The sequence below is a fragment of the Allolucifera butyrica genome (assembly GCF_900476375.1).
GTDB lineage: Bacteria > Bacillota > Negativicutes > Sporomusales > UPPP01 > Lucifera > Lucifera butyrica.
Genome location: NZ_UPPP01000077.1, coordinates 1 through 17,306 on the forward strand (window position 1 = coordinate 1; position 17,306 = coordinate 17,306).

The following is a 17,306-nucleotide window of genomic DNA, read 5'->3' on the forward strand; positions in this document are numbered from 1 at the left end:
TCGGCGGGAAATGCCTTGAGCAAGGTATCTATCGCCTCAGTCCCGCCGGTAGACGCACCGATGGCGATAAGACAATTTCGCTTAACTGTACCCGGTCCCCCGGTCGCTCCTAAAACCGGATCATTCGCTCTATGCCTGGCTACTTTGGCGGTCGATGCAATCTTTATTTTAACAATCAACTCATTGACCAGGGCTTCGACCCTGCGTCCGCCCCTAAAATCCGGCTTGGCGACAAAGTCCACCGCCCCGGCGTCCAAAGCGTCCAAAACACTCTCACTGACCGCACTGACTACCACAACCGGTATTGGGTACTGCGGCATAAGCCTTCTTAAAAACTCAATACCGCTCATACGGGGCATCTCAACGTCCAGCGTCATAACATCCGGTTCGAACTCCAATATTTTATCCCTGGCCACATAGGGATCCGATGCCGTAGCCACCACTTCGATGGAGGGATCCCGGACAATCTCTCTCGCCAAAGTCTCCCGGAAAACCAGCGAATCGTCCACAATCAGAACCCGAATCCTCCTTTTAACAGTTGTCATCATTGCGATTCCTTTCTATAAACAGCCGGTGCTACAAATTTATATTTGCTTTCATAGCGGTTGATCGATTCGGAATGTCCGATAAATAAATAACCGCCGGGCTCCGTATGGTCATAAAACCGGTTCACCAGTTCCCTTCTGGTTTCGGCATCGAAGTAAATCATCACGTTGCGGCAAAAGATCAGATGAAATTTTTTCTTAAAGGGAAAAACTTCATTCATTAAATTAAAACGCCGGAAAATGACTTCACGCCGGATTGGGTCCGTAAGAATACTGTTCTCCGCATCGACTCTCCGGCAATATTGGCCCCGCCACTGGCTGGACAGCATTTCCAACTGGCTGGTGGAATAAACGGCTTTTTCGGCCCGCTCCAAAGCGGCAGTGGAAATATCGGTAGCTAAAATTTTAGTATCCCACTGCGCTTTTTCACTCCCCAAATAAGAATCAATCACCATCGCCAGGGTATAGGGCTCTTCCCCGGTGGAACAGCCGGCGCTCCATATTCTGAGATCTCTGTCCCCGGCATTCCGGATGAGACACGGCAGTGCTACTTTCGCCAAAAATTCAAAATGTTTGGGCTCCCGCCAAAAATAAGTATGATTGGTAGTCAGCTTGTTAATCAGAATCGTGCCGGCTTTTCCCGTGTGGTCACTGACCACATGCTGGAAATACTCGGAGAAGCTGTCAAAACCATTCTGAATAATATAATTGTGCAAACGGCCCAGTATGAGCGTCTTCTTTTGCGTTAAATTGATGCCGTAATTTTGTTTAATATAACAGACAAGTTCAGTAAATTCGCGTTCGGTTATGGCTTCCATGTTTTTCCCGTCCTTAAAATCAGAGAAAGAGAGCCGGCAAGAACTCTCTTTCTCTGAAACTGCTAGTACTTGCCAAACTCGTTATCATCAAGCAATATCCTTGCTTTCGGCGTCAGGGACGGTTGATGCGGTCCGCTGCCTGCCGGTTCGGTCTGTTTCTTCTTTTCCAGCATCGACTCAATTGCCTGTAAAACTTCCGGACTTACGGTCGTTCCCGCACCGCCCTTCAGACCCCGGCCAATTGGCTTCAATTTAAATTTCCGCACATTTTCTTTCATGATTTCAGCCTGGCCCGACAATTCCTCGCTGGCGGCAGCGCTTTCTTCCGCTGTCGCCGAATTGGTTTGCACCACTTGCGATACTTGGGCGATAGCCTGATTAACCTGCGAAATGGCCGTGGCCTGTTCATTGGAAGCCGCGGCGATATCACCGACCAGGGCGGCGGCTTTTGCCACTCCGTCCACAATGCCGTTCAGCGCCTCCGCTGTTTGATTGGCAATTTGGGTCCCGGCGTCTACCTTTTTAATGGAACCCTCGATCATCGCCGTGGTTTCCTTGGCGGCGTTGGCGCTGCGGGCGGCCAGGTTTCTTACCTCTTCCGCCACCACGGCAAAGCCTTTGCCGTGCTGTCCGGCCCGGGCTGCTTCCACTGCTGCATTCAGCGCCAGTATGTTGGTCTGGAAAGCAATTTCATCAATCACTTTAATAATCCGGGAAATATTGGTTGACGATTCGTTGATTTCCGCCATGGCTTTAACCATTCCCTGCATCTGGATGTTGCCTTCCATGGCCTGTTCCTTGGCCATAGCGGCCAGTTCGTTGGCCTGATTGGCGCTGACAGCATTCTGCTTGGTCTGGGCGGCAACCTGAGTCATGGACGCCGTAATTTCTTCAATGGAACTGGCCTGTTCGGTAGAACCCTGCGACAGGGCCTGGCCGGAAGCGGCAATCTGCTGCGCTCCGGCGGCCACTTGCTCGGCCGCTTCGTCAATGCTGCACATGGCCCGGTTGATATTTTCGGCCATGGAAGAAAAGGATTGGGACAGCAGGCCAATTTCGTCCCGGGATCTTACCTGAATGGCCACATTCAGATCCCCGCCTGCCACTTTGTCGGCGACTGTGACTAATTCCCTGACCGGCTGCGACATTCTCCGGGCAATAAAAACGCCTAATGCCAAGGCAGCCATCGCCCCCATTATGACAAAAGCAATCATGATGTAAATTGCCCGGTGGGCATCCGCTTTGTTGCGGTTCGCCTGACCTTGAGCCAGGTTAATTTTCATGCCGATCAAATTATCAATGGATTTCTGGATGGCAGCTTCCCGTTCCACCCCTTCCGTGCGCATCAATTGATAAGCCTGATCATTCTGCCCCGCCTCAATCAGGCTGTAAAACTTTTTAAGATAAGACTCCAGGCCGTCGACCGCTTTGCCCAATTCTCTCGTTTCCTGGCGCCCGGCGTCGCTTACCAAAGTATTGGTAAATATGGCAATTTGATCCTTCATGCTTTTTAATTCCGCATCCGTCTTGGCGATATAGGCGGCCCGGTTGTTCACATCTTTATCCAGCATCATTTCCTGGGCATTTACCCGGATTTTATAATAGGATTCCGCGACGGAACTGATTTGGGGCAGCGGAACCGTATAGTAGTCATACAATCTTCCGTCTTCCGCCGTTAAATTGTAGAGATTAAATACCCCCACCGTACCGACAACGGCGCCGATAATGGCTATCATCAGAAAGCTGATAATCAATTTGTTGGCTATTTTCAGATTTTCAAACCAAGTCACACAAAGCCCCTCCCTTTTTAACCGTGTCTTTATCGCTCGAGTTCTTCCAGACCTGCCACTTCGTCATCCGTTAACAGCCGGTCACAATCCAGGATCAGTTTTACCTCGCTGCCCACCTTGCCAATCCCTTTGATGTACCGCTGGTGATAATGATCGTTCACTTGCGGCGGCAGAACGATATCCTGTTCGGCGATGGATAAAACCTCCGACACGGTGTCAACAATCAATCCTACGGCAAGTTCTCTTATGTCTATAACAATTACACAGGTCCGGTCGTTGTATTCCCGGAAGGGCTTTTTAAAGCGCAATCTTACATCAATCACCGGAATAATTTTTCCCCGGAGATTGATAATTCCCTTTACGTACGTAGGAAGATCAGGAACTTCCGTAATGGACTGCAGACCGATAATCTCGGTAACATATTTGATTTCAATGCCATAGACCTCCGAACCCAAAGGAAAGGTAAGAAATTTGCCTTTTTGTGTATCTTCCTCAAGTTCCCAATCATTTTCCATGCTTTCGGACATAACCCCGGCTCCTTTCATGCAATGTAAGATTTTCTCTCCGGCTAATATTTACCGAACTCGTTATCGTCAAGCACTATTTTCGCTTTCGCCGTCAGGGCCGGCTGGCATCGTCCGTCACCGGCCGGTTCGGTCTGCTTCCTTTTTTCCAGCATGGACTCAATCGCTTGCAAAACCTCCGGACTCAAAGCTGTTTCTCCCCCGTTTTTTACCCCCCGGCTGATTTTTTTCAGTTTAAACCGCCGCACATTTTCTTTCATAATTTCGGCCTGACCCGACAGTTCCTCGCTGGCAGCGGCACTTTCCTCCGCCGTTGCCGAATTGGTCTGCACTACTTGCGATACCTGGGTAATGGCCTGATTGACCTGCGAAATGGCCGTGGCCTGTTCGTTGGAAGCGGCGGCAATTTCACCGACCAGGGCGGCGGCTTTTGCCACGCCGTCTACGATGCCGTTCAGCGCCTCCGCTGTTTGATTGGCGATTTTAGTCCCGGCATCCACCTTCTTGATCGAACCCTCGATCATCGCCGTGGTTTCCTTGGCGGCGTTGGCGCTGCGGGCGGCCAGGTTTCTTACCTCTTCCGCCACTACGGCAAACCCTTTGCCGTGCTGTCCCGCCCGGGCCGCTTCCACCGCCGCATTCAGCGCCAGTATGTTGGTCTGGAAAGCAATCTCATCAATCACTTTAATGATCCGGGAAATATTGGTGGAGGATTCGTTGATTTCCGCCATGGCCTTAACCATTCCCTGCATCTGGATGTTACCTTCCGTGGCTTGTTCCCTGGCCATAGCAGCCAATTCATTGGCCTGGTTGGCATTCACGGCATTTTGCTTGGTCTGGGCGGCAACCTGGGTCATGGACGCCGTAATTTCCTCAATGGAACTGGCCTGTTCGGTAGAACCCTGCGACAGGGCCTGGCCGGAGGCGGCAATCTGCTGGGAGCCGGCGGCCACCTGCTCGGCGGCGTAACTGACACTGCCCAGAATTTGGTTATTGGTCTCAATCATTTCACTTAGTTTCTTACCTAACAGGTCATTTTCCGATCTTACCTTAACTTGAACCGTCAAATCACCGGCAGCTATTTTTTCCACCGCCAGGGCTTGCTCCCGTATACTATCCACCATTTTCCCAAACGATCGCATTAAAATGCCGACCTCGTCGGAAGTCGAGGCTTCTATATTTACGTTCACATCGCCTACGGCAAGGCGTTCCGCCGCTGCCACCAGCCGGTTGATCGGATTACTGATAATACGGGACAGGAAGAATCCCAGAAGTATAGCTACCAGCACTGCCAATACGACAATACCGTTCACGACAATCATTGCCTGGTGAGCCGCCACTTGATTGCTCGCCGCTTTAGCTTCCGCTTCTTTTATTTTCAGGTCTTTCGCCGCCCGCAGTGCGTCCTCGACCATTTTCCCCACCCGTATGCCTTCGGTTTGGGACAGTTGCGCCGCTGCTGCCATTTGACCGCTTTGAACCTGACCGATTGCCTTTTCCATTAACGGTTCATAGGCGGCAATGCCGGCCTGCAAAGCGGCCAAATTCTGCCTTCCCGCGTCGGTATGCACCGTAGTTGCGTATTTTTCGATTGATTTTTTAAACTTCTGTACTTCCTGTCTGGACTGAGCGGCTAAATTCTCCCGTTCCGCCGGGTCTTTCGACAGCATCATGTTTCTAACCTGAACCCGCGTAATATAATAGCTTTCCAGCATATCCATCACGTCACCCAGGGGAACGGTACTGAGTTCATATAATTGCTTGTCTTCGTTGGTAAGCGTATAAAGGTTATAAATTCCGAAAGCACCCACAATCCCGGCAATGGCAGCAACCAAAACAAAGCCGGTAAGCAACTTTTTGGCTATTTTCCAATTATAAAACCAGGTCATTCCAATTCCTCCTTATAATTGCTCCGGTTTCCCGCCAATCAGATAATGCTTCAGACAACGATGAAATTCGCTCAACTTTCATTCAAACACTATGTACGAACTAACCCGGCGACATCCAGAATTAAACTCACGCTGCCGTCGCCGAGCAAAGTGCAGCCGGCTATATCTTTAGTCTTTTTAATATAACGCGGCAGGGCTTTCACCACCACTTGCTGCTGCCCCAGTAAGGCGTCGGCAAACAGGCAGAGGCTTTTTCCGTCCGTCTCAACCATGATCATAATGCCTTCGTATAAATCGGTTACCGCTCCCTGTGACCGGAACCGTTCACTCAGGCGTAAAACCGGGTAACATTGGCCGCGTATCATAATCATTTCGTTGCCGTCGGTGTCTTTTATCAAGTTTTGCTCTTTCAGCCGGAACGACTCCTTAATGGCTACAATTGGGATTGTATAAACAGCCTGGCCGACTTTTACAGTCATTCCCTCCACAATCGCCAGTGTAAGCGGAATCCTAACAGACATCGTTGTGCCGCTTCCTTCTACACTGTCAACACTGATGGTTCCGCCAACCTTTTCAATGTTCTTCGCCACGACATCCATGCCGACGCCTCGCCCGGAAAACTCTGTTACCGTATCTTTGGTGGAAAACCCGGGCTGTAAAATGAAGGAATACACCTGTTTATCCGTTAACGAACTATCTTCCCGTGTAATCAAGCCCCGTTCCAATGCCTTTTTCAGGATTTTTTCCCGGTTAAGCCCGCCGCCGTCATCCTGAACAAGGATCCATACATCCCCACCGGCGTTTTTGGCTTCCAACCGGATTTTACCGGCGGCCGGCTTTCCTTTGGCCGCTCTCTCCTCCGGCGATTCAATTCCGTGGTCCACCGCATTGCGAATTAAATGCATGAGCGGGTCGGAAATATGCTCAATAATATTCTTGTCTACTTCGGTCTCATCGCCGATAATCTCAAGTTCCGCCTGTTTGTTAAGCTTCCGGACCATATCCCTTACGATACGGTTCATCTTGTGAAATGTCGCCGCCAACGGAACCATCCGGATTGACATGACAATATCCTGCAATTCACCGGTGATTTTGGTTAGCTGCCGGGCCGATTTGAAAAATTTGTCCAGAGGCAGCCCCTGGAGTTCCGGATTCTGGGTTACCATAGCCTCGGCAATGACCAGTTCCCCGACTAAATCCATGAGCATGTCCATTTTAGCTACATCGACACTGATGAAACTCCGTTTCTCTCCCCGCTGCTCCCCCTTTTGTTCCGCCGCCGGCGGCCTAGTATCCGCCGCTGGTCCGCAGGGCGGTGCTGCGTTAGGAACCGGACCATCCAGGCTAATCGTTTTCTTATCCTTCGGCTTAACGGGCTCAGCCCTGTTAACCGGATTGATTCTGACTTCTTTCAGAAACATGGCTTTATCAAAAAACGCCTGGATTGTTTCCAGCGTATTTTCGCTGGCAAACACTATTTTAAAACCTTCTCGCCGGATGCTCTCCGCCGTGCTGTCATTTTCCAGAATATCGGCCGGTGAATAGTCGATATCGGCGGCAATTTGGCTGAGTTCATGCGCCAGGGTAAAGGCTCTTATATTTTCCATGCCGCAGTCCTCGTCAAAATAGACCAGGGCTTCATATACGCTTTTACCATCCCCCCCGGGGCTTCGCCGCGGGCCAATATAGTATTGGCATTCCGCCGGGCTCTTGGCAGCACTGCCGGCACGGTCATCCGTCCCGGGACCAGACGCCTTTAAAGCAGACAAAAAAGCTCGGATTAATTCATTCAACTCCGAGCAATCCGTTACGGGGCTTCCCCCATTTTCTACTTGTGCCACTTCACCTTTGATATAATCAACAACATTCAAAATCAGGTCGGCCAGTTCGGAATAATTGACCTCCGCCGGCTTAACCTCGCGCAGATAAAAGAAAACGTCCTCCGCCGAATGGGCAAGGGATGAGATATCATCGAACAGCATCATCGCTGCCGACCCTTTTATGGTATGCATGATACGAAAGACTTCGTCGATAAATGATTCCAAGCCGCCGGATTTTTCACTATCCAAAATAATATGCTCAAGTTGTTCCAGCAGCTGATTGGTTTCAAACACAAAGAGGTCCAGCATTGGGGCTTTGCTATATTGGTCGTTCAATTTAAAACCACCTTCACCTATGTACTGCAAATACCGGAATGCAATTGTGTTTTTTAACGGCCCTGCCGTATTACTGCAATTTGCTGAGGCCGCGAATAACCTGGTCTTCCACAAACGGCTTTACAATAAACCCGTTGGCGCCGGCCATCACGGCTTCCCGCACGTGATTTTCCTGTCCCATAGCCGATATCATTACTACTTTCGCGGCGGGATTCATCTTTTTTATCGCCTTTAACGCGCTGATCCCGTCCATAACCGGCATAGTAATATCCATGGTAACCAAGTCTGGTTTATGTTGATTATATTTTAAAATTGCCTCTGAACCATTGGCCGCATCGCCAATTACCTCATAACCATTCTTCTCCAGCATCATTTTAAGTGTTACCCGGATAAAGGCGGCATCATCAACAATCAGTACCTTCATATTCGTATTCGTACCCTCCCTTTTCGTCTGCAAACTAGAGTTTACTATTCACGTTTCCATAATTCGATACAAAATACTAAATTCCTACACTTTTTCGACAAACTTCTAAGAAATTTACAATTTTTACTTCTTAAATTAAGCAGTCTCGATAAAAAAAAACCAGGCTTTCGCCTGGTTTTTCATCAAGTAAATGCAACCTGGCAGTCATAGACTCTTCATCCTTAGACCCATAGCTTTGCGTCCTCACCTTTCGGTAAGTTTGCCAAAATAATACACTTCTTGATATAAACTTACAATATCCTCGTTATTTTGTCAAGACTTTTGTCCTGGATCTTAGGTCCCAGGTCCTGTAAATAGCTGGTATCTATACGCTAAAACGGTTAACAGCCTGCTGCAATTTTTGCGCCATTTTTGCCAAAGCGTCACTGGCAGAAGCAATTTCTTCCATAGCCGCCGCCTGTTCTTCCGTTGCCGCCGACACTGCCTGCGTTTCCGCCGCCGTTGCCCGGCTAATCTGGTCAATTTCTTGTACCGATCCGACAATTTGCCGGCTGCCCCCTGCTATTTGCTGAATGGAAGCGGCAATATCCTTCACTTGGTCCGATACTTGCTCAATATGCCGGACGACCTCGGTAAAAGCTTGCCCGGCAATAGTAACTGTTTCGGTCCCGCTCTTTACTTTACAGGTTCCTTCCGCCATAGCCGCAACCGCTTTATCAATATTTCCCTGAATCGTAGCGATGAGAGCAACAATTTGTTTGGCCGCAAGTTGCGATTGTTCCGCCAATAGGCGCACCTCTTCCGCCACCACGGCAAACCCCCGTCCTTCTTTCCCGGCCCGGGCCGCCTCAATAGCGGCATTAAGAGCCAATAAATTGGTCTGACCGGCAATTCCTGTAATTGTCTCAACAATCCGACCGATATCCCGTGAATATTCTTTCAGTTCCGTTACAATTGCCGTTGATTGATTAACCGTTGCTTCAATCTCCGACATTTTGCCGCTGACCATATCAACGATTTTGCCGCCATCCTTCGCTGCTTTGGCCGTTTGGGCGGACGCATCGGAGACAACGGCTGCATTGGCGGCAATTGTCTGAATTTGGACCGACATCTGTTCAACCACTGTCATGGCCGTATCTACCGAATTCAGTTGTTTCTCTGTCCCGGCAGCAACCCCGGAGATGCTTCCGGCCACCTGGCCGGCTGCTTGCGCCGACTGTTCGGCATTCGCTGTCAATTGTTCGGAAGACGCGGCTACCCGTCCTGCCGACAGAGCTACCTCTGTTACCAGTTGACGCAGATTGCCGGTCATGCTGTTAAACGCGGCTCCGAGCCGGCTCACTTCATCCTGGGATTTCACATGAATGCTCTGAATGGCTAAATTACCGGCGGCTACCGCCTGGGCATTATCCAGCATCCTTTGCAGCGGGGTGGTAATTGTTCCAATAATAAAAAATGCGATAAACAGAGCCAGACTGATTCCGCCCCCCAAGAGAACCATAAAAAGATTGCGAAATAGAAAATAGTTTTTTTGGGCTGTATCATATTCCTGTTTAGCGCCTTCAAGCTGCAAATCCACCAACTTTTCTATTTTGCCGGCAATTGGGTCAACCGTAGGATATAATTCGGTAATAGTATAATTCTCCAGCTCTTTCCTATCCCGCGCCTGCATTAATTCCAGAACTTTGGCCGCCGATAAATCGGCTCTTTTCAGCCAAGGCTCGGCTTCAATAACAATGGCTTTCTCCTGTGGACTTAAATGGATGCTCTTGTAGTTATCCCATTGCAGCTTAATGACTTTCCTTGCTTCCTTAATGTTTTTTATTCCTTCCGCCCAGGAAAGATATCCGTTTTTTACTTTCTGGCAGGTATTCACGATATTGATACTATACATATCGGAAACCATTTTTAGTTGCTTTAAAGGGACTACCCGCTCCTTATAGACAATATGCAGGGATTCATTCGACTTGCCGATGCCAATTAATCCAACCGTTCCAACCACGATCGCCACGAAGGAAACCAGCGTTAGGATGAGATAAATCTTTTGCCCGATTGTCAACGCAGCTAAACTTACTTTTCTCATTTCGTCCCTCCTTATTATCGGTTAAATCAAAACGGGATTCATCTCTATTTTTTCATCATGATCATAGAGGAAATTTTCTGAAAAATATAGCAACGTTTTGTCTTTTTTGGTATTTTTTTTATTTTTTGTCGAATAATAGGACTGCGAAAAGTGGGATATAAATAATAAAAAGTACCAAAAAACTGAAATATTTTCAATACAACAAAAAAAATTCACGCTAAAATTAAAGCAAGTAATGTTACTGCAGACTTATAAAATGGAGGAATCGGCAATGAGTATTTTAAAGGAAATTTCACAGAATCTTCAAAATGGCAAGGCAAAAGTCGTAAAAGAACTGGTTCAAAAAGCGATTGATGAAGGAATAACAGCAGAAATGATTTTAAAAGAAGGCCTGCTCCACGGAATGGGTATCATCGGCGAAAAATTCAAGAAAGATGAGGTTTATGTACCGGATGTGCTGATCGCTGCCAGAGCAATGAACGCCGGCTCGGAACTGCTTAAACCCTTGCTTGCAGCAAGCGGGGTTACCGCTACCGGCAAAGTCGTATTGGGAACCGTCGCCGGCGACCTGCATGACATTGGCAAAAACCTGGTACGAATGATGATGGAAGGAAAGGGCCTGGAAGTAATCGATCTCGGTGTCGATGTACCTGCCGAAAAATTTATCGATACAGCCATTAAGGAAAATGCCCAGATCATCGGTTGTTCCGCCTTATTAACTACAACCATGGGTGAAATTCAAAATGTTATTAATGCCGCAGTCAAAGCAAGTATGCGGCATAAAGTAACTTTTCTGATTGGCGGAGCGCCTGTTACCGACACCTTCGCTAAAAAAATAGGAGCCGATATTTATGCGCCGGATGCGGCAACGGCTGCCGACGCCGCCGTCAAGGTATGTACCCAGTCCTTAGCCGGTTAAAAAAATAGCGGGATATTCGCCTCGTTTAAGAGCGAATATCCCGTTAGCATTTATTATCTAAAACACGCCTATCCGTTTTTGGTTAGGCATTAGCCTTTACATAAGTGACATTCTCTAAACTCCCTTGGTGTATTGCCAGTAACCTTTTTAAATACTTTTGAATAATAGCTTTGGTTTTCAAAACCAACCAGAAAAGCAACTTCGGAAATGGAATGTTTGATATCCAGCAAAAGTTGCTTGCTTTTCTCAATCCTGACCTTATTTAAATAATCGGAAAAGCCGATGCCGATCTCTTTCTTTAATAAACCGCAAAAATAGGACGCGTTTAGATGGACAAAACTGGCGACAGAATCAAGGGTTATTCGCTGGTTATAATTATCATTAATATAATTTAAGGCGAGTTTAATCAGTTCACTGTTTTTCGAATCCGGAATATATATATTTTCCGCCTGCTGTTTTACCCGCTCTCTAGACTCGCGGAGCGCAAATTTTTCTTCCGGCATCAAACTGCAAGCGGTTATAAATAGAAGTTTGCTTAAATACCTTACTCTGGCCGGTGGAATGACAGGCACCGCGTTTAAATGGTTCCACAGTTCCGCCTTGTTTACCACGGGAATTTTATTTTTGGCTAAAATTCCGTCTACTGCAAAATCATCGGGCTCCGTCATCAGGATAGGGCCGGCAATCAGAGCCCCACAGAAGGCTTTACCGGCCACAATCGGTGATGTAAAGTGAACTAACCCGGCCGAACAGGTGAAAACATAATCGTCCCCCAACCGTTTAGCTATTTTACTGCCCTTTAAATGCTCCTGATGGCAAGTATGTACGACTTGAGTACATTTCTGAAAAAATTCACAAAATTCCGGGCATTTTCCACAAGAATACACCAGGTTACCATGCCTGTCAATTGCCGCTACCGTGATCCCGGTAGAAACATAGTACGCTTTTACGCTTTCGGCAATTACATCCTTATCAACAGAATTCCGGTCGAACAGATAGGATACCTCACCCATCCTGCTACCTCATTCCTATCGCATACTTTCCCGGCCCATCTATAACCCTTATAACGATGCAATTTCTTCCCGGGCAATCTTCACCCAATTTTTGAGATTTCCCGGGTTATTGCCAAGAGTGTGGTTGTCTTTCATGATCAGTTCCAGACAGTTGTCTCTGGTTATTTTCAATGCTTCCCTCAGTTCTTTTCTAACAACCGCTTCGTCCATTTTCGGCACCGCCAAATGAGAGGGAGAAGGTTTCAGCGAATAAATATAATCCCGTTTCAGCTTCGCGGCCATAAGCTCTTTATTGGCCCAGGGAGATACGGATATCCGCCGTAAATTCGGCACCGTTTTTACAATGTCAAACCGGTTGTCCATGGGTTCACAGCACCCATAGCACGTGAGGCCAAACCGTTCCATGATCTTTTGCTGATAAGGAAAAATAAATTCGGCAAACATATCCGGTGAAATTCCAACCGTTACCTGACTTTCGGCCAGTCCCCACATATCTTGGGTCCTTACCCTGCCGTTAAAGTCCGCCGCCGGCAGTGTATCAATGAATCCCATTCCTCCGGAACCGACAAAGGTACCGTCATTATTAAGACACAACAAATCATTGCTTTCCAAAAAATCCAGCTTTTCCATTGTGCCGTCAAATAATAATTTCATGACCGCATGCAGGCTCTCCGGCGCATCATAGAAATCATACATGAGTTTTTCCATGCCCCGTAAAAATACCAGATCATCCGTAAGGCCGAACGACCAGAACCAGACTGTATTCAGTCTGACCGTTAGTATTCCGTCAAAAATTTCATGAGCCGTCGCCAGCAGGCTTTGCGTCGCTTCCCGGTTTATATGCAGTTCGGCTTTGGTAATATCCTTTATTTGGCTGAAGTCTTCCAAAACCGTTTCGATATGATACGCTTTTCCCTGCTCCGCCGTCTTCTTCTCCGTTTGCACTTTGGCGGAACCGGCCACCCCCCACGGTTTCTCTTTGTACACATAAGGTAAATTGAAATACGGTTCAACGACATAATCGTCATTCATTTCATTGCCCCAATAGATCTGTTTTCGCAAATGGTCTTCCCAGTGTCTGGCAATGCTGTTTTTACATTGTATTTGGCTTTCCGGTATCAGTTCATTCCAGCCGTTTTCCGGGTCGCACAATAAAACAGGCCGGGTCCGTTCCAGTTTATTATGCCGGATCCACAGCTGCTTCCGTTCCTCCATGACCAGCCTGGCTGCGATTTCTGCCACCTTTTTGCCCAGTTCCTTAAGAATGGTTTTGTCCTCATTAGAAAAATAAAGGTCTGAGTAGTCCGCGCCGTTGAAATTAACTCGAAAATTCAATTGTTCAAACATACGTCTTACCTCCCATATTCTATTTACGTGCCCGGGCACGTAAAGCGCAAAAAAAATTAAACCAACCATTCTCTCCCGCAAGGTAACTCTTTAATCCGCAATATTTTCTTTGGTTCTGATTTCCAGTCTGGTATATATTTGTTTCTTAGCGGGCAGTTTGTCAAGAAAAAGGTAATCAAACAGAATTTTAAGCGGTAAATATCCTTGCATAAACGGTTCCTGGGTGATTGTAAAATCAACGATACCCATTTTGATTAGTTCCACCGTTTCAGGAATTTTATCAAAACATACAAATTTTATCCGTCCGGCGCCAATATCGCGAACCGCTTTGCCGGCACCGCCGATACCCCGGCCCGTGATATAGACGGCATTGCAGGAGTCCAATCTTTGCAAAGCCTCCCTGGTCTGCCGGTAAGAAGTTGCGTTGTCATTTATGTTTTTGAGAATTGCCGCTACTTTTATTTCGGGATATTTCCCGGCTATAATCTCCTCAAAACCGGCGATCCGCTCTTGTAAAGCATTAATTTTTTCCGGTCCCGTAATGATCAATACATTGCCGCCGTCCGGCAGCAGCTTGCCAATCAGATCGCCGGCAACCCGGCCGCTCTTTTTTAAATCCTGCCCGATAAAGCATAAGCGTTCCACACCGGCTATATCCGTATTGCAGGTCACAATTTTTATATTTTCCGCCGCAAGCTGATTCAGTTCCGTTCGTATCACTGCTTCATCCAGGGGCGATAAGACCAACGCAACTATATTTTTACTATATAATTCACGAATGCATCGTAATTGCTCCGGAACACTGACATGATCCATAACACAGCATTCCACAACCATTCCAAAGCCTTTCAGTTCCTGCGCCGCCTTTTTCACGCCGGCATAAACGTCTTGAAAGAAGGGGTCATTCTTATCCAAAATAATGACCCCAATTCGTAGAGGCTTTTTTTGTAACGCCAGAGACTTGCCGGCCAAATTAGGTTTATAGCCCATCTCGGCGGCAATCTTCTGCACCCGTTCCCGGACCTCCCGGCTCACACCCGGCCGGTCGTTTAAAACTTTATCAACCGTTCCTCTGGATACATTGGCTGCTGCCGCAATAGACCGTATCGTTGCCGCCATTTTTCTCTCTCCTATTCGTGCTCGGGCACGCAACTAACTTTATAGTAGCATGCAGCATAACGGCAGTCAACAGATTTCATCATAATATTTTGAATTATTATAAATATATTTATTTTTCTAAATTCGAGTTGTATTCATTAAGCGCCTGAAAAAAAGCATCTATATTATCGAGGGAAGTTCCGGGAGGTATGTCGCAGCCCGACGACAAAACAAAATTAGAAAATGGCTGCATTGCCGAAAGCAATTCTTTTGTCTTCATTTTTACCTCTTCCCTGGTACCGCCTTTAAAAACACCGGCCGGGTCGATATTGCCGAAAGCAATCCGGTCCGCAGGTACTTGCGGTAAAATATCGGTCATCTTTACGGCATTACCGAAATGCAAACCCTTGGCGCCGGTTGAAACCATGGAAGATACCTGCTTTACCGTATTGCCGCAGTTATGCAGAATAACTGCAAAAGTTTCATCCTGCACCGCATCGACAATTCGTTTAACATATTGTGAGGAAAATTCGTCGCATTTGGCCGGCGACAACAACCCTGCCGCCGGCTCGGCAATAATTACTCCGTTGGCGCCGCCCGCTTTAAAGGCCTTACAATACTCGACAAGAAAGCACGTACATTTTTCCAGTACTAAATGCACAATTTCCGGGTCTTCCATCATGGTAATCATAATTTCCGTCATGTCCATGAGACGCCCGGCCAAAGAAAACGGTCCGATCTGCCCCGCCAGAACCGGACGGTCCTTGATCTGAGCCGCCGCAATCCTGGCCGCATCCAGATACGCCTGGGTCCTGCCGTCGCCAACTGGAGGGACTTGCAGCTTTTCAGCATCTTCCAACCCGGAAACGATCTTCCCGATAACCGTAGGCACTTCCTGTTCCGAATATCTGATTTGGCTGCCAAAGACTTCTGCTTCCACCGACAAATCCATGATGGTCACTGTCGCCGCCATAGGATATTTCCGGGAAAGCGCTTCAATGCATAAAAATTGGTTTTGTCCGTCCGTAATCACATCCATTACACTCTTATTGACTAGGTTTAATCCTGGATACGTCATGATAGGCAGTGCCGCCCTTTCCTTCACTATCGTATCCAGCCACTGAACCATATTCCGCTTCATCGTCCAATCTCTCCTTCGCGTTAAATTTGTTCTTATTGTAACGAAATCCCGTTTTTCTTTCTATGAATTATTTTTTCTTTATACGACATTTTTTGTTTTAAAGAGATCATTCTAAAAATATTACAAATAATATGATTTATTTTACAATTCAATCTGAATCAGTTGTTGTAAAATTATAATAAGACGGAATTATCCATTTACGGTTCGCTCAAATTTTAATCTGAATAAGAAGAGTGATATGTATGGAATTGAGGAATGAAGCCGGCTTCGACCTGAAACGGGTGCAAAAAAGCCTGCAGGCCTACAGCCGGTCAACGGGTGTTGAAAGTTATATCGTCGATGCAAAAGGAAACTTCCTTTATGAATCCTGTTTGAGCGGAAATTTGTGTCAATTCTGTAATAATATTCAGTCCGTCATGCTCCATCGCCCCAGTTGCGCCAGCGTGCACCTCTACGGCAGTTACCAGGCGGAACGGTTTGGCGGCAAATATATTTATTTTTGTCCCATCGGCATGGTGCACTGGGCCTCCCCCTTAATCCATAACGGCACCATTCAGGGAGCTTTGGTCGGCGGCCCGGTATTAATGTTGGAACCGGACCAATTCCTGCTGGGGGACCTCATCAAAAAGAATGGGATTGATGACACTCAGCTGGAAAAGTTCGACAAGTATGTGCAAAATGTACCTGTTATTCCGCCCGATATTGTTGACAGTCTGTCGGAATTGCTCTTTTTAGTGGCGACCGGTCTCTCGGACCACAAAACATCTCCCCATGAAGCACAAAGACAGTATCATAAAATCCAGGCCCGTATTTCAGAAACCATCCATCATATTAAATTATTAGAGGATAATGAAAAAGAACCCGTAACATATCCTTTTGACAAAGAAAAGGAATTATTAGCGAAAATATCACTGGGCGATAAAGCGGCTTCCCAAAAAATTTTAAATGAGATATTGGGCTACGTTCTGTTTGCTTCCGGCAAAGACCTGGAAGTAATCAAAGCAAGAGTAATGGAGCTTGTCGTTCTCCTATCCCGGGCCGCAGTCGAGGGCGGCGCCGATTCCACGGAAATTTTCGGTCTCAATTATGAATATCTCTCCGAAATTCAAAACTTCAAAACAGTAGAGGAAATCACCTTCTGGTGTTCCCGGATCATGGCCCGGTTTACCGACTGCGTTTTTAACTTAGCCGCCGTGCGCCATAAGGACACGATTTATAAGGCGGTGGATTTCATCAAGAAAAACTACATGAAGCGTATTACCCTGGAGGAAGTAGCCAATCACGTATATCTTAATTCCTCCTATTTCAGCAAAATCTTTAAGAGCGAAATGAAATGCACCTTTGTATCGTATGTCAATAAAATCCGGATCAATGCCAGTAAAAATCTATTACTGGATATATCCATCCCGCTGACCGATGTTTCCAATCTGATTGGGTTTGAAGATCAAAGCTACTTCACTAAAGTTTTCAAAAAAACAACCGGGGTAACACCCGGTAAATTTAGAGAATCCAGAGGCCAGTCCGCTTAAAATAGTACTAAATCAGTAAGGGAGGATACA

At 47.1% G+C, this 17,306-nt stretch carries 14 protein-coding genes and 1 riboswitch; of the genes, 2 read left to right on the forward strand and 12 right to left on the reverse strand.

Annotation, left to right across the window (positions count from 1 at the left end):
• The 8 genes from LUCIF_RS14100 to LUCIF_RS14135 all read right to left on the reverse strand — a co-directional run.
• A partial coding sequence (locus tag LUCIF_RS14100; protein ID WP_122628580.1) for a response regulator occupies positions 1-548 on the reverse strand: 548 nt, incomplete at its 3' end.
• Complete coding sequence (locus tag LUCIF_RS14105; RefSeq protein ID WP_122628527.1) at positions 545-1,363, reverse strand: CheR family methyltransferase; 819 nt, start codon at positions 1,361-1,363, stop codon at positions 545-547. The genes LUCIF_RS14105 and LUCIF_RS14100, both read right to left, overlap by 4 nt.
• Before the next feature lie 62 nt (positions 1,364-1,425).
• Complete coding sequence (locus tag LUCIF_RS14110; protein ID WP_122628528.1) at positions 1,426-3,153, reverse strand: methyl-accepting chemotaxis protein; 1,728 nt, start codon at positions 3,151-3,153, stop codon at positions 1,426-1,428.
• A gap of 29 nt (positions 3,154-3,182) precedes the next feature.
• A complete protein-coding gene (locus tag LUCIF_RS14115; protein WP_122628529.1) occupies positions 3,183-3,680 on the reverse strand; it encodes a chemotaxis protein CheW in 498 nt (165 codons plus the stop codon).
• A gap of 41 nt (positions 3,681-3,721) precedes the next feature.
• On the reverse strand, positions 3,722-5,566 hold the full coding sequence (locus tag LUCIF_RS14120) for a methyl-accepting chemotaxis protein (RefSeq protein ID WP_122628530.1): 1,845 nt from the start codon (positions 5,564-5,566) through the stop codon (positions 3,722-3,724).
• Between the two features lie 89 nt (positions 5,567-5,655).
• Complete coding sequence (locus LUCIF_RS14125; RefSeq protein ID WP_122628531.1) at positions 5,656-7,722, reverse strand: chemotaxis protein CheA; 2,067 nt, start codon at positions 7,720-7,722, stop codon at positions 5,656-5,658.
• A 70-nt stretch (positions 7,723-7,792) separates the two neighbouring features.
• Positions 7,793-8,146, reverse strand: a complete 354-nt coding sequence (locus LUCIF_RS14130; RefSeq protein WP_122628532.1) for a response regulator — start codon at positions 8,144-8,146, stop codon at positions 7,793-7,795.
• A gap of 188 nt (positions 8,147-8,334) precedes the next feature.
• Positions 8,335-8,420: riboswitch (cyclic di-GMP riboswitch) on the reverse strand.
• A gap of 90 nt (positions 8,421-8,510) precedes the next feature.
• Entirely contained in the window at positions 8,511-10,229 is a 1,719-nt protein-coding gene (locus tag LUCIF_RS14135) for a methyl-accepting chemotaxis protein (protein ID WP_122628533.1), read from the reverse strand.
• Positions 10,230-10,500: 271 nt separating this feature from the next.
• Here LUCIF_RS14135 and LUCIF_RS14145 point away from each other — a divergent pair, with 271 nt between their 5' ends.
• Entirely contained in the window at positions 10,501-11,148 is a 648-nt protein-coding gene (locus LUCIF_RS14145; protein WP_122628535.1) for a cobalamin B12-binding domain-containing protein, read from the forward strand.
• 89 nt (positions 11,149-11,237) lie between these two features.
• Here the strand turns inward: LUCIF_RS14145 and LUCIF_RS14150 are convergent, their stop codons facing one another.
• The 4 genes from LUCIF_RS14150 to LUCIF_RS14165 all read right to left on the reverse strand — a co-directional run bounded on the left by LUCIF_RS14150 (position 11,238) and on the right by LUCIF_RS14165 (position 15,747).
• Positions 11,238-12,161 carry a PocR ligand-binding domain-containing protein gene (locus tag LUCIF_RS14150; protein ID WP_122628536.1) on the reverse strand — a complete coding sequence of 308 codons (924 nt, stop codon included), beginning with the start codon at positions 12,159-12,161 and terminating at the stop codon, positions 11,238-11,240.
• Positions 12,162-12,209: 48 nt separating this feature from the next.
• Positions 12,210-13,508: a uroporphyrinogen decarboxylase/cobalamine-independent methonine synthase family protein gene (locus tag LUCIF_RS14155; protein WP_122628537.1), complete on the reverse strand. Its 1,299-nt coding sequence runs from the start codon at positions 13,506-13,508 to the stop codon at positions 12,210-12,212.
• Between the two features lie 90 nt (positions 13,509-13,598).
• Entirely contained in the window at positions 13,599-14,627 is a 1,029-nt protein-coding gene (locus LUCIF_RS14160) for a LacI family DNA-binding transcriptional regulator (protein ID WP_122628538.1), read from the reverse strand.
• A 109-nt stretch (positions 14,628-14,736) separates the two neighbouring features.
• Positions 14,737-15,747, reverse strand: coding sequence for a uroporphyrinogen decarboxylase family protein (locus LUCIF_RS14165; protein WP_122628539.1), 1,011 nt, complete (start codon positions 15,745-15,747; stop codon positions 14,737-14,739).
• A gap of 242 nt (positions 15,748-15,989) precedes the next feature.
• Between LUCIF_RS14165 and LUCIF_RS14170 the strand changes: the two genes are divergently transcribed.
• Complete coding sequence (locus LUCIF_RS14170; protein ID WP_122628540.1) at positions 15,990-17,276, forward strand: PocR ligand-binding domain-containing protein; 1,287 nt, start codon at positions 15,990-15,992, stop codon at positions 17,274-17,276.
• The last annotated feature ends 30 nt before the right edge of the window (positions 17,277-17,306 follow it).